The organism is Alloalcanivorax marinus (genome assembly GCF_016906305.1).
Taxonomy (GTDB): Bacteria; Pseudomonadota; Gammaproteobacteria; order Pseudomonadales; family Alcanivoracaceae; genus Alloalcanivorax; species Alloalcanivorax marinus.
The window spans coordinates 13,232-34,701 of record NZ_JADDOL010000019.1 but is presented as its reverse complement, the minus strand read 5'-3'; the positions used below and the strand labels follow the sequence as shown (position 1 = coordinate 34,701).

The 21,470-nt window shown below is 64.8% G+C and carries 22 protein-coding genes; 15 read left to right on the top strand and 7 right to left on the bottom strand.

What is annotated here, in order from left to right:
* The first annotated feature begins 47 nt into the window (after nt 1-47).
* Genes IM760_RS14810 through IM760_RS14800 form a run of 3 tightly spaced genes read left to right on the top strand, consistent with a single transcriptional unit; the run spans nt 48 to nt 1,430 of the window.
* Entirely contained in the window at nt 48-830 is a 783-nt protein-coding gene (locus IM760_RS14810; RefSeq protein ID WP_204430767.1) for a siderophore-interacting protein, read from the top strand.
* 31 nt (nt 831-861) lie between these two features.
* On the top strand, nt 862-1,140 hold the full coding sequence (locus IM760_RS14805; RefSeq protein ID WP_204430766.1) for a type II toxin-antitoxin system RelE/ParE family toxin: 279 nt from the start codon (nt 862-864) through the stop codon (nt 1,138-1,140).
* Nucleotides 1,141-1,142: 2 nt separating this feature from the next.
* Nucleotides 1,143-1,430, top strand: a complete 288-nt coding sequence (locus tag IM760_RS14800; RefSeq protein WP_204430842.1) for a HigA family addiction module antitoxin — start codon at nt 1,143-1,145, stop codon at nt 1,428-1,430.
* A 161-nt stretch (nt 1,431-1,591) separates the two neighbouring features.
* Here IM760_RS14800 and IM760_RS14795 read toward each other — a convergent pair whose 3' ends face one another.
* Nucleotides 1,592-2,068, bottom strand: a complete 477-nt coding sequence (locus IM760_RS14795; protein ID WP_204430762.1) for a YchJ family protein — start codon at nt 2,066-2,068, stop codon at nt 1,592-1,594.
* Between the two features lie 142 nt (nt 2,069-2,210).
* On the opposite strand from IM760_RS14795, the gene IM760_RS14790 reads away from it, so the two are divergent.
* The 8 genes from IM760_RS14790 (at nt 2,211) to IM760_RS14755 (ending at nt 10,145) form a co-directional block, all read left to right on the top strand.
* Nucleotides 2,211-3,839 (top strand): AMP-binding protein, encoded by a 1,629-nt coding sequence (locus IM760_RS14790; protein ID WP_204430761.1) that lies wholly within the window; start codon nt 2,211-2,213, stop codon nt 3,837-3,839.
* A 51-nt stretch (nt 3,840-3,890) separates the two neighbouring features.
* A complete protein-coding gene (locus IM760_RS14785) occupies nt 3,891-5,114 on the top strand; it encodes an ABC transporter substrate-binding protein (protein ID WP_204430760.1) in 1,224 nt (407 codons plus the stop codon).
* Nucleotides 5,115-5,179: 65 nt separating this feature from the next.
* Nucleotides 5,180-6,052, top strand: a complete 873-nt coding sequence (locus tag IM760_RS14780) for a branched-chain amino acid ABC transporter permease (protein WP_204430759.1) — start codon at nt 5,180-5,182, stop codon at nt 6,050-6,052.
* Nucleotides 6,049-6,993 carry a branched-chain amino acid ABC transporter permease gene (locus IM760_RS14775; protein WP_204430758.1) on the top strand — a complete coding sequence of 315 codons (945 nt, stop codon included), beginning with the start codon at nt 6,049-6,051 and terminating at the stop codon, nt 6,991-6,993. The genes IM760_RS14780 and IM760_RS14775 overlap by 4 nt, the downstream gene beginning before the upstream one ends.
* Nucleotides 6,990-7,769 (top strand): ABC transporter ATP-binding protein, encoded by a 780-nt coding sequence (locus IM760_RS14770; RefSeq protein ID WP_204430756.1) that lies wholly within the window; start codon nt 6,990-6,992, stop codon nt 7,767-7,769. The genes IM760_RS14775 and IM760_RS14770 overlap by 4 nt, the downstream gene beginning before the upstream one ends.
* Entirely contained in the window at nt 7,766-8,470 is a 705-nt protein-coding gene (locus IM760_RS14765) for an ABC transporter ATP-binding protein (protein WP_239549866.1), read from the top strand. Before IM760_RS14770 ends, IM760_RS14765 begins: the two co-directional genes overlap by 4 nt.
* A gap of 85 nt (nt 8,471-8,555) precedes the next feature.
* Nucleotides 8,556-9,251 carry a TetR/AcrR family transcriptional regulator gene (locus IM760_RS14760; protein WP_204430754.1) on the top strand — a complete coding sequence of 232 codons (696 nt, stop codon included), beginning with the start codon at nt 8,556-8,558 and terminating at the stop codon, nt 9,249-9,251.
* A gap of 51 nt (nt 9,252-9,302) precedes the next feature.
* Nucleotides 9,303-10,145: a hypothetical protein gene (locus tag IM760_RS14755; RefSeq protein WP_204430752.1), complete on the top strand. Its 843-nt coding sequence runs from the start codon at nt 9,303-9,305 to the stop codon at nt 10,143-10,145.
* Here IM760_RS14755 and IM760_RS14750 read toward each other — a convergent pair.
* Complete coding sequence (locus tag IM760_RS14750; protein ID WP_204430750.1) at nt 10,102-10,725, bottom strand: flavin reductase family protein; 624 nt, start codon at nt 10,723-10,725, stop codon at nt 10,102-10,104. The two genes, IM760_RS14755 and IM760_RS14750, sit on opposite strands and share 44 nt — an antisense overlap.
* A 164-nt stretch (nt 10,726-10,889) precedes the next feature.
* Here IM760_RS14750 and IM760_RS14745 point away from each other — a divergent pair, with 164 nt between their 5' ends.
* Nucleotides 10,890-12,671: an alpha/beta fold hydrolase gene (locus IM760_RS14745; protein ID WP_204430744.1), complete on the top strand. Its 1,782-nt coding sequence runs from the start codon at nt 10,890-10,892 to the stop codon at nt 12,669-12,671.
* On the opposite strand, the gene IM760_RS14740 is transcribed toward IM760_RS14745, so the two are convergent.
* From IM760_RS14740 to IM760_RS14725, 4 genes are all read right to left on the bottom strand, one after another.
* Nucleotides 12,659-14,974, bottom strand: coding sequence for a TonB-dependent siderophore receptor (locus IM760_RS14740; RefSeq protein WP_204430743.1), 2,316 nt, complete (start codon nt 14,972-14,974; stop codon nt 12,659-12,661). The two genes, IM760_RS14745 and IM760_RS14740, sit on opposite strands and share 13 nt — an antisense overlap.
* 67 nt (nt 14,975-15,041) lie before the next feature.
* Nucleotides 15,042-15,965: a FecR family protein gene (locus tag IM760_RS14735; protein ID WP_204430742.1), complete on the bottom strand. Its 924-nt coding sequence runs from the start codon at nt 15,963-15,965 to the stop codon at nt 15,042-15,044.
* Nucleotides 15,931-16,446 carry a sigma-70 family RNA polymerase sigma factor gene (locus IM760_RS14730; RefSeq protein WP_204430741.1) on the bottom strand — a complete coding sequence of 172 codons (516 nt, stop codon included), beginning with the start codon at nt 16,444-16,446 and terminating at the stop codon, nt 15,931-15,933. Before IM760_RS14730 ends, IM760_RS14735 begins: the two co-directional genes overlap by 35 nt.
* A 150-nt stretch (nt 16,447-16,596) precedes the next feature.
* Entirely contained in the window at nt 16,597-17,799 is a 1,203-nt protein-coding gene (locus IM760_RS14725) for an alkane 1-monooxygenase (protein ID WP_204430740.1), read from the bottom strand.
* Between the two features lie 146 nt (nt 17,800-17,945).
* On the opposite strand from IM760_RS14725, the gene IM760_RS14720 reads away from it, so the two are divergent.
* A complete protein-coding gene (locus IM760_RS14720; RefSeq protein WP_204430739.1) occupies nt 17,946-18,989 on the top strand; it encodes an AraC family transcriptional regulator in 1,044 nt (347 codons plus the stop codon).
* On the opposite strand, the gene IM760_RS14715 is transcribed toward IM760_RS14720, so the two are convergent.
* Nucleotides 18,950-19,510, bottom strand: a complete 561-nt coding sequence (locus IM760_RS14715) for a gamma-glutamylcyclotransferase (protein ID WP_204430737.1) — start codon at nt 19,508-19,510, stop codon at nt 18,950-18,952. The two genes, IM760_RS14720 and IM760_RS14715, sit on opposite strands and share 40 nt — an antisense overlap.
* Nucleotides 19,511-19,714: 204 nt before the next feature.
* Between IM760_RS14715 and pdxH the strand changes: the two genes are divergently transcribed.
* Nucleotides 19,715-20,344, top strand: a complete 630-nt coding sequence (gene pdxH / locus IM760_RS14710) for a pyridoxamine 5'-phosphate oxidase (protein ID WP_204430735.1) — start codon at nt 19,715-19,717, stop codon at nt 20,342-20,344.
* Between the two features lie 283 nt (nt 20,345-20,627).
* Nucleotides 20,628-21,446, top strand: a complete 819-nt coding sequence (locus IM760_RS14705; RefSeq protein ID WP_204430733.1) for a hypothetical protein — start codon at nt 20,628-20,630, stop codon at nt 21,444-21,446.
* Nucleotides 21,447-21,470 lie beyond the last annotated feature (24 nt).

The following is a 21,470-nucleotide window of genomic DNA, read 5'->3' as shown; positions in this document are numbered from 1 at the left end:
CTAATTGCCGGGGCGCCACAAGCGCCCCGTTATTCGTGAGGTGAACCATGCCCAGACCCGCGCCCCGTATCCTGGAGGTGCTGCGCACCGAGACCCTGACCCCGAACATGAAACGGGTGGTGCTCGGCGGCGGCGACCTGAGTGATTTTCCGGAAGGCCACGAAAGCGCCAATTTCAAACTGTTGATTCCCAAGCCCGGCCAAACGGACATCGCGCTGCCGCCGTTCAGCGACACCCCGGAGCAACAAAAGCCCTTTGTGCGGACCTACACCCTGCGCCACTTTGATCGCCCGCGCGGCGAGGTGATCGTGGACTTCATGATGCACGCCGACCACGGACCGGCCTCGGGCTGGGCCGCCGCCGCCCGACCCGGCGACCGCATCGGCTTCGCCGGCCCCGGCGCGCCCAAGTTCGTCGACTTCGACGCCGACTGGTTTCTGTTCGCCGGCGACATGTCGGCGCTGCCCGCCATCGGCGCCAACATCGAGCGCCTGCCGGCCCACGCGCGCGGCTACGCCGTGCTGGACGTCCTCGATCCCGCCGACCGGCAGCCGCTGCCGTTCCCGGACGGTATCCAGGTCACCTGGCGGGTCAATCCCTACCCGGAGCAGCCGGCGGTGGGGCTGGTGGACACGGTGCTGGCGCTGCCCTGGCTGGACGGCTCGCCGGCGGTCTGGGTGGCCGGTGAAAGCGGCGCCGTGCGCGCCCTGCGCCGCTACTTCACCCAGGAACGCCAGGTGGAACGCGGCCGCCTCTACGCCAGCGGCTACTGGCAGATCGGCCTCACCGAGGACCGCCACCAGCTCGAAAAGCGCAAGGATATGAATTGATGCGTGGTGCGCAACGCGCTATGATTCGCCCATGATTAAGACATTCCGCCACAAAGGATTGAAGCGGTTTTTCCTCAGCGGTAGCACGGCGGGGGTTCAGTCGCATCATGCCAAGCGCCTGCGTATGCAGTTGGCGGCGTTGGATACCGCTATGGCCATCAATGACATGGATATCCCCGGTTTCCATTTGCATCCGCTGAAGGGCCAAGAGAAGGAGCGCTGGTCAATCCGCGTCAGTGGTAACTGGCGGTTAACCTTCGAGTTCAGGGACGGTAACGCCTTTGTGCTGGATTACGAGGATTATCACTAATGATGCACAACCCTCCTCATCCCGGTGAGTTCATCCGTGAGGTGTATCTGACGCCGTTCGGCCTCAGCGCGCGCCAGCTTGCGGTTAAGCTGGCAGTGTCACCGTCCACTTTGTCCCGGGTTCTCAAGGGCGCAAGTGGCATCAGCCCGGAGATGGCGTTGCGATTGTCCAAGGCGCTGGGCCGGAGCCCCGAAAGTTGGTTGGCGATGCAGGACACTTATGACCTGTGGGAGGCGCGCCGGGCCGTGGACCTGAGTGGCGTGGAGTCCATCGATTTTGATGCGGCATGATTCGGTATTGATGAGCCGGCAGGATCGGGCAAGAAACGCGCGCGAACCGGCTATCGCCCCCGGCCCGGGGGCACCGATACTGAGCGCCACGATACAGACATGTCGTGATCCATTCTTACCCCCAGGGCCACGGAAGGCCCGCTCTTTTTTCCTTTCTCCCGTTACGCCGCGCAGCACTTCTTGAATTTCTTGCCGCTGCCACAGGGGCAGGGCTCGTTGCGGCCCGGCTTCAGATTGCTCACCTTGCTGTCGCCGTCCACATAGAACCAGTGCCCGTCCTCGCGCACGAAGCGGGAGTGTTCCTCCAGCACTGAAAATCCCTTATCGCGCCGGCGCAGGGCGCGGAAATGCACCCGCCCCCGGTCGCCGTCGGAGTCGCTGTCCAGCACCTTGAGTTCAAGCCAGTGGTCGCCGTCATCCAGCATCAGCCCGGTGGGGCGGGTATCCGGATGCCAGCTTCTGGCCACATAGGTGGTGTCGTTGCGCACGAAAGCACTGTAGCGCGAGCGCATCAGCGCCTCCGGCGTGGGCGCGGGCTCGCCGCGATGCAGGGGCGCGCAGCAGTCCTCATAGGGCCGGTCGGCGCCGCAGGGACAGGCGTCGGAAGGGGTCGGGTGTCGCGGGTCGATATCGGTCATGGGGCGCTATTCTGCCAGAACCGGAAAATTTCGCCTCCGGTGTGTTGAATATTTCGAGCGCTCGCTCTATTTTTAAGGGGCGTTGAAAAAAGAATCACGGCATCGCGCGGGCCCGGTAAAACCTCAGAGGTCGGTAATCGCCATGAACGATAAGTACAACAACGATAAGTATGAGAACGGGCTGGACAGGAACGCGGCCAACTACGCGGCGCTGACGCCCCTGTCTTTCCTGCGGCGCTCGGCCACCGTGTTTCCCGACAAGGTGGCGGTGATCGACGACGACATGACCCTGGACTATCGCACCTTCCTGGCCCGCTGCCGCCGGCTGGCGGCGGCGTTGGCGCAAAGCGGGGTGGGCCCCGGCGATACCGTGGCGGTGCTGGCGCCGAACGGCCATGAACTGCTCGAGGCCCACTATGGGGTGGCCCTGGCCGGCGCCGTGCTGAATGCGCTCAACAGCCGCCTGGACGGCGCCAGCCTGGGGTTCATCCTGGACCATGGCGAGGCCCGGGTGCTGATCTACGACACCGAATACGAAGCGGTGATCAAGGACGCCCTGGCCGGTCTGACGACACCGCCGCGAACCGTCGCCATCGAGCGCGACGGCGGCCCCGCCAGCCTGGACGGCGCGCGCTACGAAGCCTGGCTGGACACCGCCGGTGACCCGGACCAATGGCGCACGCCGGCGGACGAGTGGGACGCCATCACCCTCAATTACACCTCCGGCACCACTGGCAATCCCAAGGGCGTGGTCTATCACCATCGCGGCGCCTACCTGGCGGCCATGAGCAACGCCATGGCGTTCGAGATGAACGCCGACACCGTCTACCTGTGGACCCTGCCCATGTTTCATTGCAACGGCTGGGGCTACACCTGGGCGATCACCGCCGTGGGCGGCACCCATGTGTGTCTGCGCAAGGTGGACCCGGACCTGATCTACCGGCGCATGGAAGAGCGCGGGGTGACCCATCTGTGCGGCGCGCCGGTGGTGCTCAATATGCTGCTGGCGGACATGGACCAGCGTGGGCGGGCCCTGAGCCGGCCGGCGCGCTTTGCCCTGGGCGGCGCCGCGCCGCCCAGTTCGGTGATCCGCAAGGCCCGTGAGCTGGGCTTCGACATCACCCACCTGTATGGCCTGACCGAAACCTTCGGCCCGGCCACCCTGTGCGTGCCGCAACCGGACTGGGCGGCGCTGCCCACCGAGCAACTGGCCGCCCGCATGGCCCGTCAGGGGGTGATCAACTTCGCCGTCAACGACGCCCGGGTCTACGACCACGAACGCCGCCGGGTGGCGCCGGCGGACGGCGAGACCCTGGGCGAGATTCAGTTGCGCGGCAACACCCTGATGAAGGGCTATCTCAAGAACCCGGAGACCACCGCCGAGGCGTTTCGTGATGGCTGGTACAACACCGGGGACCTGGCGGTGATGCACCCGGACCACTACATCGAGATCAAGGACCGCGCCAAGGACGTGATCATCTCCGGCGGCGAGAACATCTCCAGCCTGGAGGTGGAGGAGGTGCTCTATCGGCATCCGCGTGTCTCGGAAGCGGCGGTGGTGGCCATGGCCGACGACAAGTGGGGCGAAGTGCCGTGCGCCTTTATCGACCCGCGGCCCGGTCTGGAGCTGGACGTGGATGACTTGATCGGCTTCTGCCGCCAGCACCTGGCCGGCTTCAAGATTCCCAAAAAGGTGGTGCTGGGCGCGCTGCCGAAAACCGTGACCGGGAAGATTCGCAAGAATGTGCTGCGCGACCGCCTTGCCGGTTAGCCACGGGAAAAAACATACGACAACAACACTGATAAAAAGAGAGGACCCGTCATGCAACTGCTCAAACCCGCACGACTCCTGATCACGCTGGTGGCCGTTACCGGCCTGGCCGGTGCCCCCGCCTGGGCGGACGACGATCCGATCCGCATCGGCGCCATCTATATTCTGTCCGGCAGCGCCGCCAACTACGGCAAGTTCGCCCAGCAGGGCATTCAACTGGCCATCGACGAAATCAACCAGGACGGAGGCGTGATGGGCCGCGACCTGGAAGTGATCACCGAGGACAGCCAGGGCAAGGCATCGGTGGCGATCCAGGCGGCCCGCAAGCTGGTCTACCAGGATCAGGCCGACGTGCTGATGGGCCTGGACAGCTCCGGCGTGGCCCAGGGCCTGGTGCCGGTGATGCCGGAACTGAAGAAGCCGCTGATCATCACCCACGCCGCCACCCCGGACGTGACCGGCAAGCTTTGTAACGCCTACACCTATCGGATCAGCAACAATGTGGCCCAGAACATGAAGGCCGCCGCCATCATCGCCGGCGAAACCGGTGCCAAACGCTGGACCACCATTGGCCCGGACTACGCCTTTGGCCATCAGTCCTGGGAGTTTTTCGGTAAGGCCCTCAAGGAAGCCAATCCGGACGTGGAGCTGATGAGCGACACCGCCTTCCCGCGCTTCGGCGCCGAGGACTTCACCCCGTTCATCAATGGCGTGATGGCCGCCAAGCCCGACGGCGTGCTGATCTCGGTGTGGGGCGGGGACCTGGTCAACTTCGTGCGCCAGGCCAACAACCTGGGTTTCTTCGAACAGGACATGGAAATCATGTTCACCGTGGGCGCCGCCACCGAGGTGCTTTCCGCCCTGGGTGAGCAGATGCCGGAAGGCGTCTGGCTGTCCACGCGCTACTGGTACGACGGCTTTGATAACGATGTGAACAAGCGCTTTGTCAGTGCCTACATCGACCGCTACGGCGTGCCGCCCAGCTACAACGCGGAAGGCGCCTACGCGGCGGTGTACGCCTACAAGAAAGCCATCGAGAGCGCCGGCTCCACCGACGGCGACAAACTGGCTCAAACCCTCAGCGGCATGAGCCTGGACGCCCCCAACGGCACCATCGCCTTCCGCGCCGGCGACCATCAGGCACTGGTCGGCCCCAACTGGGGCAAGTCCGGCCCGATGAACGACAAGCACGGCATCCGCACCCTGGCGGACCTGCGCATCTTCGACGGCGAGAAGGTTTCCCGCACCATCGAGGAAACCGGCTGCAAGCTCTGACCACCCTGATGCCGCCGGCCCCGGCCGGCGGTTCCCTTCCCTGAATTCCGTGTTACGGGGGTGTCATGTCCGGCTTTGGCGCGGCTTTACTCAATAGTCTGGATATCGGCCTGCTGCTGTTCGTCATCGCGGTGGGTCTGAACATCGTGTTCGGCGTGCTTAACGTGATCAATTTCGCGCACGGCGCGCTCTATATGCTCGGGGCCTATCTGGCCTATACCCTGATCAATCTGGTCGGCCTGTCGTTCTGGCCGACACTGCTGCTGGCGCCGCTGGGCGTGGCGTCGGTGGCGGTGCTGATCGACCGGCTGGTGCTGCGGTTTATCTATCAGCGCGACGTGGCGGACAGCCTGCTGCTGACCTTCGCGCTGCTGCTGATCATCAATGAATCGGTGCGGTCCATCTGGGGCTCCGGCATCCATGTGGTGGAACCGCCGCCGATTCTGCAGGGCACCGTGCGTGTGTTTGGTGGGCCCAGCTATCCCATTTACAGCCTGTTCGTGATTCTGGTCGGCCTGCTGCTGCTGGCCGGTCTCTGGTATCTGTTCAACCGCACCCGGGTGGGGCGCATCATGCGTGCCGCCGCCCTGGACCGGGACATGGCGGAGGCGTTGGGCATCAATACCAAGCTTGTGGTCACCGGTGTGTTCGCGTTCGGCGCCTGGCTGGCGGCGGTGGGCGGCACGGTGGCGGCACCCATGCGCGCCATCGACCCGGGCATGGGCGACAAGATCATTATCGAATCCTTTATCGTGGTGGTGATCGGTGGTCTTGGCAGCTTTCCCGGTGCGCTGATCGGCGCCCTGGCGCTGGGTTTGATGCACGGCTTCGGCGGGCGCTATATGCCCGAGATCAACATGTTGCTGCCGTTCGTGGGCATGGCGCTGGTACTGCTGTTCAAACCCACCGGCATCATGGGCAAGGGGGCCACCGCATGAAACAGATGATTCTGCTCGGCGCGCTGCTGGTCGCTCTGATCGGGCTGGTCGCGCTACCCTGGTTCGCGCCGTATTTCTATATTTTCATCGTCACCGAAATCCTGATCATGGGGCTGTTCGCCGCCAGCTTTAATCTGGTGTTCGGCTACACCGGCATGCTCAGTTTCGGCCACGCGGCGTTCTTCGGCGTCGGCTGCTATGCCACCGCCATGACCTTGCTGCATCTGAAATGGCCGTTTCTCTATTGCCTGTTGCTGTCGGTGGGCGCCGGCGCGCTGCTGGCCCTGGTGATTGGCTTTTTCAGCGTGCGCCTCAACGAAGTGTACTTCGCCATGCTGACCCTGGCGTTCGGCATGATGGTGTTCTCGGTGGCCCATCACTGGCGTTCGGTGACCAACGGCAGCGACGGCATCGCCGGCTTCACCCTGGGGGATTTCGGCCTGGGGCTGGACCTGACACTGGGTAATCCGGCGGTCTACTACCACGTGGTGCTGGTGTTCGTGGTGCTGGCCGCGGCGGTGCTCTACCTGATCGGCCGGTCTTCGTTCGGCATGATCCTGCAGGCGATCCGCCAGAACCCGGAACGGGTGGCGTTCTGCGGCCTGAATGTGCGCAGCTACCGGCTGGCCGCCTTTACCCTCGGCGGTGCCTTCGCCGGCCTGGCCGGCGGCCTGATGGCCCCGTTCCTGCGCGTGGCCAGCCCGGAAATGTTGCACTGGTCGACCTCGGCGGAACCGGTGCTGATGTCGATTCTGGGCGGCACCGGCTATTTTCTCGGTCCGTTCGTGGGCTCGGCCATGTTCATCCTGCTGGAGACCTGGATCACCAGCATTACCCAGGCGTGGATGCTGTTTCTCGGCATCGTGCTGGCCTTGATGGTGATGTTCTTCCGGCGTGGCCTGCTGGGTACCTTCCTTGACTGGTGGCTGGAACGAAAATGAGCGAACCGATTCTGAGCATCCAAGACCTGACCAAGCACTTCGGCGGTAACGCCGCGGTATCGGGCATCACCCTGGACGTACAGCCCCGCGAGACACTGGCGATCATCGGTCCCAACGGCGCCGGCAAGACCACCTTCTACAATATGGTGTCCGGCCGCATGACGCCCACCCAGGGCAAGGTGTTATTGGACGGCCAGGACATCACCGGCCTGCCGCCGCACCGCATCAGCCGGCTGGGCGTGTCGCGCTCGTTTCAGATCAACAATATCTTCACCGAGATGACGGTGCGCGAGAACGTGGAAGTGGCGCTGGCGGCGCTGCATCACCACAGCCGACGCTGGTTCAACCTGGCGTCCCGCGACACCGTGCTCCAGGAAGAAGCCCAGGCGCTGCTGGACCGGCTGTCCATCGGCGAGCTGGCGGAGCGCCGTGCCGGCGTGATCAGCTACGGCGACAAACGCCTGCTGGAAATCGCCGTGGTGCTGGCCACCCGACCGCGCCTGGTGCTGCTGGATGAACCCACCGCCGGCATGACGCCGGATGAAACCCGCCGCGTTACCGCTCTGGTGAAGTCCCTGGCCGACAGCGGTGACTACACCTTCCTGATCACCGAGCACGATATGGAGGTGGTGTTCAGCCTGGCCGATCGCATCCTGGTAATGCACCGGGGTGAGGCGCTGGTGGTGGGCACGCCGGAGGAAGTGCGCAACCACCCGGAAGTGCGGCGCGCCTATCTGGGAGAAGAAGACCAGGAAGAACAGGAGGCCGGCGCATGATTCTTCAACTTGATGACGTCCACACCTACTACGGCGAGAGCCAGGCCCTGCAGGGCGTGACCCTGGCGCTCAACGAGGGCGAGACCGTGTGCCTGCTGGGCCGCAATGGCGCCGGCAAAAGCACCACCCTGAAAAGCATCGTGGGGCTGACGCCGCCGCGCGCCGGCACGGTGACCTGGCAGGGCCGGGACATCACCCGCCTGGCGCCGCACCGCATCGCGCGGCTGGGCATCGGCTATGTGCCGGAGGACCGGCGCATCTTTCCCGGCCTGAGTGTGCGTGAGAATCTGGACGTGGCGGACCGGCGCGGTCCCGGCGGCGAGAACGCCTGGAGCGTGGAAAGGATCTTCGACGAGTACCCGATGCTGGCGGAGCTGGCCGACCAGGACGGCGCCACCCTGTCCGGTGGCCAGCAGCAGATGCTGGCGGTGGCGCGCTCGCTGATGATTGAGCCGCGTCTGCTGTTGCTGGACGAGCCCAACGAAGGGCTGGCGCCGGTGATCGTGCAGCAGATCGGCCGCCTGATCGACGATCTGTCGCATACCACCACCATCCTGTTCACCGATCAGAGCGTGCACTTTGCCCTCAAGCACGCGGACCGCGCCTATATTCTGGAAAAAGGCCGGGTGGTCCACGAGGCGCCCAGTGCCGAACTGAAACAGGACGTGGACACCCAGAACCGTTTCCTGTCGGTCGCCTGAGGGCCGGCGGCGAATTGGCGGCGGGGTTTGGTGCAACCGGCCCCGCCTCTTTTATACTCACCGCTTTTCAGCCCATTGACGACCCATGATCACCGATTACGACGCCTTTAAAGTGGACCTGCGTCTGTCCAAGGAAGACATCTGCCGGGAGCTGTTCCGGCAGAACCAGGACAAGATTCGCATAAAGAAGGAAGCGGTGGCGGTGCGCAATTTAGTGCGGATCATCGATTCCACCCTGCGCCTGGCCAACTCGAAAGGCTTTCACGCCATGAGCCTGCGGGACCTGTGCGCCGACTCCGGCCTCAGCATGGGCGGGCTGTACGCCTATATCCGCAACAAGGATGATCTGATCCACCTGATCCAGAGCCACGGCATCCTGCTCACCCGCCAGACCCTGCTCAGTCACACCCGGGACATTACCGACCCGCGCGACAAGCTGTTCACCGCCATCCAGGCGCATCTGTATCTCAGCGAAATCATGCGCGCCTGGTTCTATTTCTCCTACATGGAAGCCAAAAGCCTGCCGGAGAAAGAGAAGCGCGACGCCGTCGCCATCGAGCGGGAAGTGGAAGACATCTTCCGTGCCATCATCGAGGAAGGCATCGCCGCCGGCGCCTACCGCGACGTCAACGCCCGCCTGCTCGCCTCGCTCACCAAGGCGATGCTGCAGGACTGGTACCTCAAGCGCGGCAAATACCGGGAGCAGAAGATCTGCGTGAACCATTACGCCGAGGTGATCCGCGACGTGCTGGAGCGCTATCTGAATATTTCTGATGATTGAACGGTACTCCGAAGTTAATGTGGACGATGGAACAATAAGAAGGGGAAGGATATGAAGAAGTCGGTCTGCTTTATTTGTGTTATCGGGGTGGTGCTGCTCGCGCTGGGCGGCTGTGCCAGCAAGGCACCGTTCGAGCACGATGATATGGAACGGATCGCGGTGCTGTCCTTAATGGGCGACGAGGTGGATATTGCTTATAAAGGCGCCACCAATTTCGGCAATGACCGGATCAAGGTGGATCTGTCGGAGGCAAATCTGGACCAGATCTATCGGACTCGTATCGAGGAGAGCCTTCGCGATCACTTCAATTATCAGTTGGTTCACGTGGACTATGACCGCCAAATCTGGTTGAACTCGGACATTGAACAGCCTTTTTTTAGTTTGAAGACTTGGGTGGAAACGCCCATCGACAGATACCGTCCGCTGGTAAGCGCCTTGGCCCGGGAGAACCGGTTGGACGCGGTTCTTTTGCTGATACCGCTGGATGCTTACACGGGGTTTATCGTAGAACCTCATGGGTTGGGTATTTACACCGGTGGATTCAACGGTGGCGTCACCCATGCCACGGCTGGCATTTTTGCGGGGCTGGGGTTATTCAACGGGCAGGATGGTAGCTTGGTCGAGATGGCCATTCTGGAAGCGAATCCCGAGAATCCGGTCCTGGATTTCTTCTCCATCAACATGTTCAAGGGGCGTCCGATAAAGAATCTGAAAGGCACGGACCTGTATCGCATCGCCCAGGAGCCGATCACGGACCAACACAAGCGTGAGCTCGTCCAGCTCTACGACGATCTCATGGCGGACCCTTATCTGGCCGACACCGTCAAGGACGTGATGGTGTCGGACTGGGCTAAGTCTTCGGACGGTACATCTGGAAGCGGGTCGTCTCGTTGACGGTGAAATAATCCGCCGGGCCGCCGGCACGCAGGATCGGCTCGGCGGCGGCGGTGTCGTAGATGCCGTCCTTGAGCAGGTGCCGGGCGATGTGCACGCCCACCACCTCGCCCAGCACCAGCCAGGTGTCGGTCTCGGCGCCGTCGGCGCCGGTCAGGCGCAGCACCTGGCTGAGGCGGCATTCGAAGGACACCGGGGTTTCCTTCACCCGGGGCACGTCGATAATCCGTGACGGCTCCGGCGTCAGGCCGCTCAGTTCGAATTCATTGACCTCCGGCGCCACCGCCGCGCAGCTCTGGTTCATGGCGTCCGCCAGGGGGCGGGTGGCCAGGTTCCAGCCGAACTCTCCGGTGGCCTGGATGTTCCGCACGCTGTCCTTGTAGCCGATGCTGGCGAAGCCGACGATCGGCGGCCGGTAGTTGAAGGCATTGAAGAAGCTGTAGGGCGCCAGGTTGAGGACACCGTCCGGGCTTTTCGAGGAAATCCAGCCGATCGGGCGGGGCGCCACCAGGGCGTTGAAAGGATCGTGGGGCAGGCCGTGGCCGTCGGAGGGCTGATAGAAATGAATGTCGTCGCTCATTCGCCAATGCTAGGGGCCGCGACGGGGGTGATCAAGCCGATCTTGGAGGGCGGAAGCCGTTCCCGGTTTCGTGCTGGTTGAGTAGACTGATCAGGTTGGCGGGCCGGCCAGGGTGACCGGGCCGTCGGCGCTTTGGGGTGAACAAAAACAAAGGAATTCATGCAATGAGCGCTTTGTCTTTCGCGCGCCGCCTGTCGGTGGTGTGCCTGTGTGCCGTGGTGGCCGCGTGTGGGGGTGGGTCGGATTCCGACGGGGCGGTGCCGCCGGATCCGCTGGCCGGGTACCGGCAGCAAACGCTGGACTGGCAGCCGTGCGATCCGTCCATCCTCGGGAGCCCCGAGGGGCTGCCCGCCGAGCTGGAGGACCGGGTTCGGTGCGCCCAGGTGCGGGCGCCCATGGACTACCGGGCGCCGCGCCGGGGAGAGGTGAGCCTGGCGGTGATGAAGGTGGCGGCGGAAGAGCCGGCCCGGAAACTGGGCGCGCTGTTCTTCAATCCCGGAGGCCCCGGTGGCGACGGCCTGGGCCTCGCCAGCCACTTTGGCGCGCTCTGGACCGGCGCGGATCCGGCCACGCCCGGCGGCGCGCTGCGCCGCGAGATGTCAAAGCGTTATGACCTGATCGGGTTCTCGCCCCGGGGCACCGGCGCCAGCAGTGCGCTGTCGTGCGAGTCCAATGAGCTGTACCGGCCGGCGCGCTTCGCCTCCGACGACCGCTCCGCCGACAACATCGAGGCCCTGTTGTACAACGCCGGCCTGAAGGCGCGCACCTGCCTGAAGAATCCGCTGGCCCGCTACATCAACACCGAGCAGACCGTGCACGACCTGGATCTGATGCGTGGTCTGCTGGGCGACCCGAGGCTTAACTACATCGGCTATTCCTACGGCACCTGGCTGGGCGCCTGGTACGCGGCGCGCTACCCCCACCGCGTGGGCCGGATGTTGCTGGACAGCAGCATGGATTTCAGCGCCGATTTCGATGAGGCATCCAGGAGCCAGGTCCGCGCCTCCCAGCGGGTGATGGACCAGGTGCTGGCCGGCTATGCCAGCCGTCATCCGGACCGGTTTGGTCTGGGCGATTCGGAGGACGCCTTCCGGGACGTCTTCGGCCGCCTGCCCAGCGACCTGAAAGCGCTGGCCGCCGAAAGCCTGCAGCTGGGCAACCGCCGGCTTACCGAGGAAAATCTGCTGGCCTACAAGACCCTGTCGATATTGGGCGAACTGCTCGACGCGGCCCCGGATGCCGAGGCAGCGCAACTGCACCAGGCGCTGGACGACCGTGGCACGCTGGTGGCTCGCGCCGAGGACGATACCCGCCTCCGGGAGGCCACCCATCAGCTTATTGATACCTACCTCGAACGGCGGAGCGAGCCCCCGGAGCCGGTCGACCTGGGGCGCATGGCGGCCACCTTTCTCGCGGTGGTCTGCAATGACACCGCGTCACGGACGGAGCGGGATTACTGGGTGACCCTGGGCGACCAGTACGCCGTGACCTACCCGCTGCTGGGCGGCGGCATCACCGCCCAGCCCTGTCTGTACTGGGGCGGGCCGTCGGTGAGCAAGCCTTCGGCGGCGGCGGTGGCCGAGGCCGGCACCCTGTTGATGGTGCAGTCCCAGTACGACGCCCTAACGCTGACCGAAGGCGCAATGGCGCTGTTCGATCAACTCCCGGCGGCGCGCCTGATTTACGTGGAAGAGGAATACACCCACGGTGTCTTCCCCTACGAAACCGACTGCGTGGACCTGCCGGTGCTGCGTTATTTCATCGACGGCACGGTGCCGGCGCGGCGCACGGACTGCGCCGGCCGGCCCCTGCCCGGTGACGAACCGGCCGGGCGGTCATTGCGCGCCCTGGCCGCGCCGGCCTCGCCCTATCGCGACCCGGACCAGGCGGACCTCAGCGTACAACGCATCAAGGCGATCATCGCCGGGCGGCCCTACCAGCGGTAGGTCACCGTGGCGGTGTAGGTGCGTTCCTGGCCGTAGAAGCACAGGTAGGTGCAGGTGGCGTAGTCCTCGTCGGTCAGGTTCTGCACGTTGAGCGCCAGGCGCCAGTCGTTGAGCCAGTAGCCGACCAGGGCGTCGTACACGGTGTAATCCGGTACGCGCACGGTATTGCCCAGGTCATAGGTGCTGCCAATGTAGCGGGCACCGGCGCCCACGTTCAGGTTGCTGAGCGCGCCGCCGAAACGGTAGTCCGCCCACAGCGAGGCGCTGTGCTCGGGCACGGCGCCGGGCTCGTTGCCTTGGTTGCCGTTGTTGCTCTTGGTGACCTCCGCGTTGGTGTAGGCGTAGCCGGCGATCAGGCTCAGGCCATTGTCGAACTCCGCGCGGGCCTCCAGCTCCGCGCCCCGGGAGCGGACTTCCCCTTCCTGAATTTGCGGGCCGCCGGTCGGGTCGGTGGTGAGTACGTTCTGTTGGGTCAGGTCGTAGACCGACAGCGTCACCGACAGATTGCGACTATCCGGGGCGTAGCGCAGACCGGCTTCGTACTGCTCGCCTTCGGTGGGGTCGTAGTTGATGCCGGTACTGCTCTCCACCGGTTCGAAGGACTGCGAGTAGCTCAGGTAGGGCGCCCAGCCGTTGTCGAACAGGTACACCAGGCCGGCGCGGCCGGTGAAGGTGCTGTCGTCGTAGGTGGTCGCGCGGTCGCCGGTGAGCCGGTCGCGCTGTTCGTTGTCGAAGCGGTCGTAGCGGCCGCCCAGCAGGACCACCCAGCGGTCGTCCACCTTGATGTGGTCCTGGGCGTAGAAACCGATCTGCCGGTTATCGGATTCATAGTCGGTGATCGGCGCGTTGCCCAACGTCACCGGCGAACCGTACACCGGCGCGTACAGGTCCAGTGTCGCCACGGTGCCGCTGTACTGTTCGCGGGCGAAGCTCTGCTCGTTGTAGTCCACGCCGAACAACACGGTGTGGCGCACCCGCCCCAGGTCGAAGACGCCTTCGAGCTGGTTGTCCAGGCTCCAGCTGTGGTTGTCGTCCTGGCGGGCGTAGGCGCCGCGCGTGACGGTGCGCTGGTCGGCGGCGTAACCGCCGACGAAGATGTCGGCGTAGTCGGCGTCGGCGGTGAAGTAGAGGGCATTCTGCCGGAAGGTCCAGTTGTCGCTGACGCGATGGTTGAGCAGATAGCCCAGGGTGTAGCTCTCGGAGACGAACTCGTTGAAGCCCGGCTCGCCGGTGAAGCGGTCCCGGTCGATGCGGCCATTGGGGTTGGGCTGCACGGTGCCGGCGGCGGGCAGGCCGTAGACGTAGGTGGTGTCGTTCTTCTGGTAGGTGGCGAACACGGTCAGCCGGGTGGCGTCGGTGGGCTGCCAGGACAGCGCGCCCTGCAGGAAGTCCCGGTCATCGGGAATGTGGTCCACCATGGCATCGCTGTCCCGGGTCAGCCCGGTGACCCGATAGGCGAGGGTGCCATCGTCGGTGAGCGGGCCGCTCACATCCGCCGCCAGTTGGCGCCGGTCATGGCTGCCGCCCTGCAACCGGATCTCACGCAGCGGTTGCCGGGTGGGCAGCTTGCTGACCATGTTGACCACGCCGCCGGGGGCGGCGGCGCCGTACAGGATCGAAGCCGGCCCGCGCAGCAGCTCGATGCGCTCCATGCCGTAGGGCTCCACGGTGCTGCTGAAGGTGTTGCGGGCCAGTTTGGCGCCGTTCAGATAGAACGGGCTGGCCCCGGTCACGTTGAAGCCGCGGATCTGCAGGCCGTCGCTGGTGGTGCTGTTGGCGCCGCCGGTGAGCGATTGCACGCCGGGGGTGTAGGCCAGGGCCTGGTCCAGGGTCTGGGCGTTCTGGTTCTCCATCTGTTCGCGGGTCACCACCGACACCGACTGCGGGGTTTCCTTGAGCGCCACGTTGCTTTTGGTGGCGGTGATGCTTTGCCGGGCCACATAACCGTACACCGGCGCCAGGCCGGCGCGCTCCGCCTCGCCGTTCACCTCCACCGCTTCCAGAGTATTGCCCTGCTCCAGAATCACGCTGTCGTCGCCGGTCACCCGGAAGCTCACGTCGGTGCCGGCCAGCAGCAGCCGCAGAGCATCCAGCGGCGCGTAGTCGCCGTTCAGCGCCGGCGCCCGGTGGCCGCGCAGCAGGCCGGCGTCACCGCCGATGGTCAGCCCGGTCTGGCGGGCCAGTTCGGTGACCGCCTGATCCAGCGGCTGGGCGGGCAGGTCGAGGGGCGCGGCGCCGACGGGCATCGCCAGGGTGGCGATCAGGCAGGCACCGGCCAGCCGCGGGGTCGGAAAAGAAGGCATGAAGCGTCTCCTGTTGAGGCCTTTTACCTTCCATGACCGGCGAGGGAACAAATCGGGCAGAAAAAATTCAGCGGCCGCCGACCCATACCGCATAGGCGGTCAGCCGATGCACCCGCACCGGCAGCGCATCGGCCAGCACCGCCAGGGCCCGGTCGCTGTCGTCGGCGGGCAGCACGCCGGTGAAGTGCAGGCCCTCCGGCAGCGACGGGCTGGCCAGCAGCAGCCCGGGGCGGTGCCGGCCCAGCTCGTCGAGCACCCGGCTCAGCGGCGCATCGTTGAACACCAGCCGGCCCCGGCGCCATTCAAAGCCGCCCGGCGGCAGCGGCGCCGGCGGGCTCACCGTGCGACGGGTGAGGGTGGCGCCCTGGCCGGCCCGCAGCACCCGGGCGGCGGAGGGGTGGCCGGCCGGCGTGACCCGCACGGAGGACTCCTTCACCGCCACCCGGGTGGCGCCGTCCACCAGCCGCACGCTGTACTCGGTGCCCAGCGCCTCGGCGAGCCCATGGCGGGTGACGATCTGGAACGGCCGGTTGGGGTCCTTGGCCACCCGCGCGAACACCCGGCCCCGCAGCAGGTGCACCCGGCGCAGGTCGGCGTTCAGGTCCAGGCGCACGGCGCTGCCCGCGTCCAGAGTCAGGCGGCTGCCGTCGTCCAGGTCGATCACCAGGCGCTCGCCGGCGCCGGTGTGGGCATCGCCGCGCCATAGCGTCCACGGTAATTGCCAGGCGATCAGGCCGATCAGCAGCCACAGCACCCAAAGACCGGGCCGCGCCCGGCGCGGCGGGTCGGCGTCCAGGCCGTTCCACAGGGTTTGCATCTGGCGGAACAGGGTGCGGTGCCGCTCGTCCTGGTCCTGCCAGGCCTGGCAACGGCGCTCCAGCTCCGCCCGCTCCCGGCCATCGGCCTGGTGCAGGGCCACCACCCAGTCCGCCGCCTGGTCGCGCAATGCCGCCCGCTCACTCATGCCGGGCACCCTGCTCCAGGGCGTCATAGAGCCGCTCGTGGCAGTGCGCCAGGCAGCGGGCCAGATACTGTTTGACGCTGCTTTCGGAGACGCCCAGCCGCTCGCCGATGGCGCGATAGCCGAGGCCGTCCAGCCGTGCCAGCAAAAACGCCCGGCGTGGTTTCTCCGGCAGTTCCTCCAGCAGCAGATGCAGCACCCGGGAGAGCAGATCCCGGGCGCCCACCACCTGCTCCGGCCCGCGTCGATCCCGACCCTCCAGCAACACCGCCACGCTGTGCAGCGCCTCGCGCTCGATGCGCTGGCGCTGGTTGCGGTTGATCAGCAGGCGGCTGGCGATCACCAGCAAATAGGCGCGGGGCTCCACCAGCTGTGGCGGCGCGCCGGTGATCAGGCGGACGAAGGTGTCGTGGGAAAGGTCGGCGGCGTCCTGGGGGCAGAGCAGCTTGCGCCGCAGCCAGTTGAACAGCCAGCCGTGGTGTTGGTGGTAGAGCAGACCGATGTCCGGCATCGCGCCTGAGGGCGCCCCGGCGGTATCCCCTCGCCGGGGCACCGACAACGACCTTGATGTCATGCTCACCCCACCCCTTTTCTGATAATGCGAACAATTATCATTAAAAGGGGCGGGAGTGACAAGCGGCGCGCCGGCCGGTGGTGGGTGTCAGCTGGCGGCGATCTTCGCCGGCGCGTCCCCGTACTGGATGCCGTACTTGCGGATCAGCTTGTCACGCTTGGCCGGGTCGAAGTTGATATTGCGCGCGTCGTAGCCGGCGTGTTCCAGCAGACGCTTGTCCATCACCTTGTACCAGAGCGGCGGGAAGTAGCTGATAAAGAACATGCCGAAGTAGCCGTTGGGCAGGGTGGGCAGGTTCTCGAAATGGCGCAGGCTCTGGTAGCGCCGGGTCGGGTGGGCGTGGTGGTCGGAATGACGCTGCAGGTGGAAGGTGGCCCAGTTGGAGAACATGTGGTTGCTGTTCCAGCTGTGGTACGGCTGGGTGCGCTCGTAGCGGCCGCTGGCGGTTTTGTGGCGCAGCAGCCCGTAATGCTCGATGTAGTTGGCGGAGGTGAGCTGGAAGGCGCCCCAGAAGGCGGTGCCCAGAATGTAGGGCAGCAGGCCGATGCCGAAGATCGCCAGCACCAGACCCCAGGCCACGGCGGTGATGATGGCCGGCTGGATGATCTCGTTCTCCAGGGACCAGACCGACTTGCCCTGGGCTTCCAGGCGTTCCTTCTCCAGGCGCCAGGCCCGTTTGGCGGCGCCGGGGATTTCCCGCAGCACGAACTTCCAGATGCTCTCGCCCATGCGCGAGGAGGCCGGATCCTCCGGCGTGGCCACGTCCTTATGGTGGCCCTTGTTGTGCTCGATGAAGAAGTGGCCGTAGGCGCAGGGAGCCAGCACGAACTTGGCCAGCCAGCGCTCGCCTTTGCCTTTCTTATGGCCCATCTCGTGGCCCAGGTTGATGCCCACGCCGCAGGTGCCACCGATCAGGTAGATCATCGCCAGCACGCCGTACCAGGGCAGATCCTGGGTGCCCACGAACCAGGCGCCGAAGAACCAGGCGCCCCAGATCAGCGGCACCAGGGCATAGGTCACCCAGCGGTAATACGGGTCCGCCTCCAGCTGCGGCACGATCTCTTCCGGCGGGTTGCTCAGGTCCTCGCCGATGATCATGTCCAGCACCGGCACGGTCAGGTAGTAGAACACCAGCGGCACCCACAGCATCCAGGCGTTGTCGGTGGCGAAGTAGAGGGCCGGGCCCACGAACACGATCGCCGGCACGAAGATGGACGTGAACCACAGCTTGCGCTTGCGGTCCCGGTACACGACCCCGGAGGGTCCGGTGAAGACGCCTGCCTTGCTCATAGTGGCCTCGCTGTTGTTATTCGTTGTCGGATTGATCCATGGAAACAGAATGTCTCCTCCGGACCTTGCGAAGCACCGAGTAAGGTGGCAATAAATCGTCATAAAGTGACAGCCGTACGCGGCAACCGGCGAACAAGGACAGCCCCATGGCCGACACCGACCGTCTGCGCCCCGCCATCCATCCGGTCTACCCCCGGCTGATGTGTGCCTATTTGCATGAGAAGGGTTTCGACAACGAGGCCATTTTCGAGGGCACCCGGCTGCAATGGGAGCAACTGCTCGGCGAGCACCGCTATCTGAGTCTGGAGCAGGTCTCGCGCCTGGAACGGCGCGCCGTGGCGCTCACCGGCCAGCCGTGGCTGGGTCTGGAGATCGGCGCCGCCACCTCGGTGTCCGCCCACGGCCCCCTGGGCTACGCGGTGGTCTCCGCGCCGGACCTGCGCGCCGTGCTCAAGGTGGTGACCCGCTTCGTGGCGGTGCGCTTCCAGCTGGTGGAACTTCACTTCGAGGAGGATGAACGGGAAGGGCGGCTGACGCTTTACGAAAAGGTGGACCTGGGGGAGGTGCGGGAATTCAACGCCAGCTCGATCCTGGCCACTTACTTCCAACTGGTGGACACGGTCACCTCCCGGCGGCTGCGCGACGCCCGCATCCAGGTCCCCTTCGAGGCGCCGGCCTGGGCGGACCGCTACAGCGAACGGCTGGGCTGCCCGGTGACCTTTGGCGCGGAGCATCTCACCATCACCCTGCCCAAGGCGGTGCTCGACACCCCCTGCCTCACCGCCGACCCGGGCCTGCACCGCACCGCCCTGCGGGACTGCGAGCACCAACTCAAGCAACTGCAAAGCGGCGGCCCGCTCAGCCAGCGCATTGGCATCGAACTGCTCGACGGTGACGGCCGCTACCCGTCACTGGAAGACATGGCCGAACGTTTCGCCATGTCGCCGCGCACGCTGATCCGAAAGCTCAAAGCGGAAGGCACCCGCTACCAGGAACTGCTCGACGACGTGCGCGGCGAACTGGCCGCCTGGTACCTGCTGGAAACCACGGTGCCGGTGGAGCGCATCGCCGAACGCCTGGGCTACCAGGACCCCTCCAACTTCAGCCGCACCTTTCAGCGCTGGTTTGGCGTCACTCCCCGGGCCATGCGTCAAAGCGCCAACAAAAACCGCTCCAACGCGAACACGTGATCATCCTCCGCCCCCAGCTCCCGCAACGCCTCGGCCAGGTTCAACAGATAATCCCGATTCGGCCCACTGGGCCCATGGCTCCCGGCAATCTGCCGCGCGATCATCTCCTCCGACGCCGGCCCCAAAAAGGCCGCGTTGTCCTCCGTGGCGATGTACACCAGACCCTCCTCGTGCCCGCCATCGGCGAACGTCATCGGCGTGGAAAACCGCAAATAGCCGTTCTTTTCCCGCACGTCCAAATGATCGAACACCGCCGGCGCTACCCGGTAGGCCATGCCCGCGCACACCGTTCCCGGACTCTCCACCAGCGTCAGCACCCGGCCCGGCGATTCCGGCGTACCCCGGTGATCGTGGGACCCCTGCCAGAAACGCCGCGCCCAGCCGCGAATGCTCGCCGGCCGCCGCTCCAGATAAGGGAAATCCGCCTTGAAAATCAGCGACCCGTAGCCGAACAGCCAGACGCTCTCGCGCCCGCTCAGATCCTGCCGCTGTTTATTGATCTCGATGGTATTGAATGACATGCGCCCAGGATAACGAATCCCGGCCTGACCCGCCGCCGCCCACGCGCTTCGTTCACTCCGTGCCCCATCGAACCCACCGTAGGAGCGGCTTCAGCCGCGATCTCCCCCGGCACATACCCGCCCACCCTTGACCCCAAACAAGCAAAACCCCCGGCCATTTCCGCTACAATCCCCGACACCACGAACAAACGCACAAGGGCTCCCATGAAAGACGTACGCCAGGAATACCACGCCCCCGGCCTCACCGACGCCGACCTGCTGGCGGACCCGGTGGAACAGGCCCGCCGCTGGGTCGACGAAGCCATCGACGCCGACCTGCCCCTGGCCAACGCCATGACCCTGGCCACCGTCTCGGCCCACGGCCGCCCCTCCAGCCGCGTGGTCCTGCTCAAAGGCATCGAGGACGGCGGCTTCGTCTTCTTCACCCACCACGACAGCCGCAAGGGCGAGGACATCGCCGCCAACCCCAACGTCTCCTTCGTCATGTTCTGGGGCCCCTTCGACCGCCAGCTCATCGTCAACGGCCGCGCCGAAAAACTCCCCGCCCAACAAGCCCGCGACTACTTCGCCACCCGCCCCCGGGGGAGCCAGCTCAGCGCCGCCATCTCCCCGCAAAGCCGCCCCACCACCCGCGAACAACTGGAAGCGGACATGGCCAGCCTCGCCGAGCAATACCCGGAAGGCGAAACCATCCCCATGCCCGACACCTGGGGCGGCTACCGCATCACCCCGGAGGAGATTCAGTTCTGGCATGGTCGGCCGAGTCGCCTGCACGACCGCTTTCGCTACCTGAAGCACGGCTCCTCCTGGACTCGCGAACGCCTCGCGCCCTGAGGCGTTCCCCTCCCGGTGGGCCCCGATCACGCGCACCACACCCCTCTCGCGCGTTGTAGGAGCGGCTTCAGCCGCGATCACCCCCCGAATCACCCAAAAACCTCTCCACTTCAAAGCAGTAGGTCGGCGATCCGGCCCCTGGGCTGACCGCGCGGCAGGTTTGTCACCTGTTGGGTTTTCTGGTTTTATTCGACAAAGCTAAAAACTATAACCTGATATGACGCCGGCGCGTTCATTGGATATTCGAGCCGGCGTCCTAATACCTCTTAGCCCTATGATGCAGATGCTCCACTACTTGGCGAAAATTCCCGATGTTGTCTGGTCTGGCCTGCTTGCGTCCGCCTTGACACTGGCTGGTGTGATGCTCTCCAACAGGAGTAACACCAAGCGCCTTCTTAAGCAGCTATCTCACGACTCAGAAGAGAATGGGAAGAATCGGATCAACTTTTTACGGAAAGAGGTCTATCTAGAAGCAGCGGAGAAAATGGCGAAGGCAAACGGTTATCTGGGAAAGATCCCACAGATGGACCCGGTCAAGGATAACATTGCGGATGGTCTTTCTGACTTTTTTGCTGCGGCAGCAAAGCTTCAGCTCGTTTCTCAGCCGGATACCTCGCAACTGGCGGGCGAGCTTGTCACCCGGTATGGCGAGATCCTTCTTGGCCTTCTTGCCAAGGCAGCGCCGGTCCATAGCCTCAATACAGATATACGTATCGCAAGTGACTTTTATGATAGAAACCAAGCAGAGGTCACCCGTATTCTCGCTGAAATGACCCAACTAAACGAGTCCGGCCACCCAAACCCTATTCAATTTGCCGCGCTTCAACGCTCCTATGAGAGTGCACAAGAAGCCGCAAACCATTTTGCCGACGAACGATCAAGGGCCTATGAACAGCAAGCGTCTGCAATGCGTGACTACACAACCACGCTTCTTAACGAGATCCGGTCAGTAGGGGGCCTGCAGGTTCAGGTTACCGCCGCAATTCGTAGTGAACTGGGCTTAACAACGGACATAATCGAGTATGAGGCTCTATTGCAAAAGAATTCCTCGCGCATGGATAAGGCAATACAGGGCTTGCTGACGAAACTTGAAGAGAGCTAACAATTCGTTTAAGTGGACGCGCTG

Coding starts and splice junctions, on each gene's coding strand:
- IM760_RS14810 (WP_204430767.1), top strand. CDS start 48: ATGCCCAGACCCGCGCCCCGTATCCTGGAGGTGCTGCGCACCGAGACC.
- IM760_RS14805 (WP_204430766.1), top strand. CDS start 862: ATGATTAAGACATTCCGCCACAAAGGATTGAAGCGGTTTTTCCTCAGC.
- IM760_RS14800 (WP_204430842.1), top strand. CDS start 1,143: ATGCACAACCCTCCTCATCCCGGTGAGTTCATCCGTGAGGTGTATCTG.
- IM760_RS14795 (WP_204430762.1), bottom strand. CDS start 2,068: ATGACCGATATCGACCCGCGACACCCGACCCCTTCCGACGCCTGTCCC.
- IM760_RS14790 (WP_204430761.1), top strand. CDS start 2,211: ATGAACGATAAGTACAACAACGATAAGTATGAGAACGGGCTGGACAGG.
- IM760_RS14785 (WP_204430760.1), top strand. CDS start 3,891: ATGCAACTGCTCAAACCCGCACGACTCCTGATCACGCTGGTGGCCGTT.
- IM760_RS14780 (WP_204430759.1), top strand. CDS start 5,180: ATGTCCGGCTTTGGCGCGGCTTTACTCAATAGTCTGGATATCGGCCTG.
- IM760_RS14775 (WP_204430758.1), top strand. CDS start 6,049: ATGAAACAGATGATTCTGCTCGGCGCGCTGCTGGTCGCTCTGATCGGG.
- IM760_RS14770 (WP_204430756.1), top strand. CDS start 6,990: ATGAGCGAACCGATTCTGAGCATCCAAGACCTGACCAAGCACTTCGGC.
- IM760_RS14765 (WP_239549866.1), top strand. CDS start 7,766: ATGATTCTTCAACTTGATGACGTCCACACCTACTACGGCGAGAGCCAG.
- IM760_RS14760 (WP_204430754.1), top strand. CDS start 8,556: ATGATCACCGATTACGACGCCTTTAAAGTGGACCTGCGTCTGTCCAAG.
- IM760_RS14755 (WP_204430752.1), top strand. CDS start 9,303: ATGAAGAAGTCGGTCTGCTTTATTTGTGTTATCGGGGTGGTGCTGCTC.
- IM760_RS14750 (WP_204430750.1), bottom strand. CDS start 10,725: ATGAGCGACGACATTCATTTCTATCAGCCCTCCGACGGCCACGGCCTG.
- IM760_RS14745 (WP_204430744.1), top strand. CDS start 10,890: ATGAGCGCTTTGTCTTTCGCGCGCCGCCTGTCGGTGGTGTGCCTGTGT.
- IM760_RS14740 (WP_204430743.1), bottom strand. CDS start 14,974: ATGCCTTCTTTTCCGACCCCGCGGCTGGCCGGTGCCTGCCTGATCGCC.
- IM760_RS14735 (WP_204430742.1), bottom strand. CDS start 15,965: ATGACGCCCTGGAGCAGGGTGCCCGGCATGAGTGAGCGGGCGGCATTG.
- IM760_RS14730 (WP_204430741.1), bottom strand. CDS start 16,446: ATGCCGGACATCGGTCTGCTCTACCACCAACACCACGGCTGGCTGTTC.
- IM760_RS14725 (WP_204430740.1), bottom strand. CDS start 17,799: ATGAGCAAGGCAGGCGTCTTCACCGGACCCTCCGGGGTCGTGTACCGG.
- IM760_RS14720 (WP_204430739.1), top strand. CDS start 17,946: ATGGCCGACACCGACCGTCTGCGCCCCGCCATCCATCCGGTCTACCCC.
- IM760_RS14715 (WP_204430737.1), bottom strand. CDS start 19,510: ATGTCATTCAATACCATCGAGATCAATAAACAGCGGCAGGATCTGAGC.
- pdxH (WP_204430735.1), top strand. CDS start 19,715: ATGAAAGACGTACGCCAGGAATACCACGCCCCCGGCCTCACCGACGCC.
- IM760_RS14705 (WP_204430733.1), top strand. CDS start 20,628: ATGCTCCACTACTTGGCGAAAATTCCCGATGTTGTCTGGTCTGGCCTG.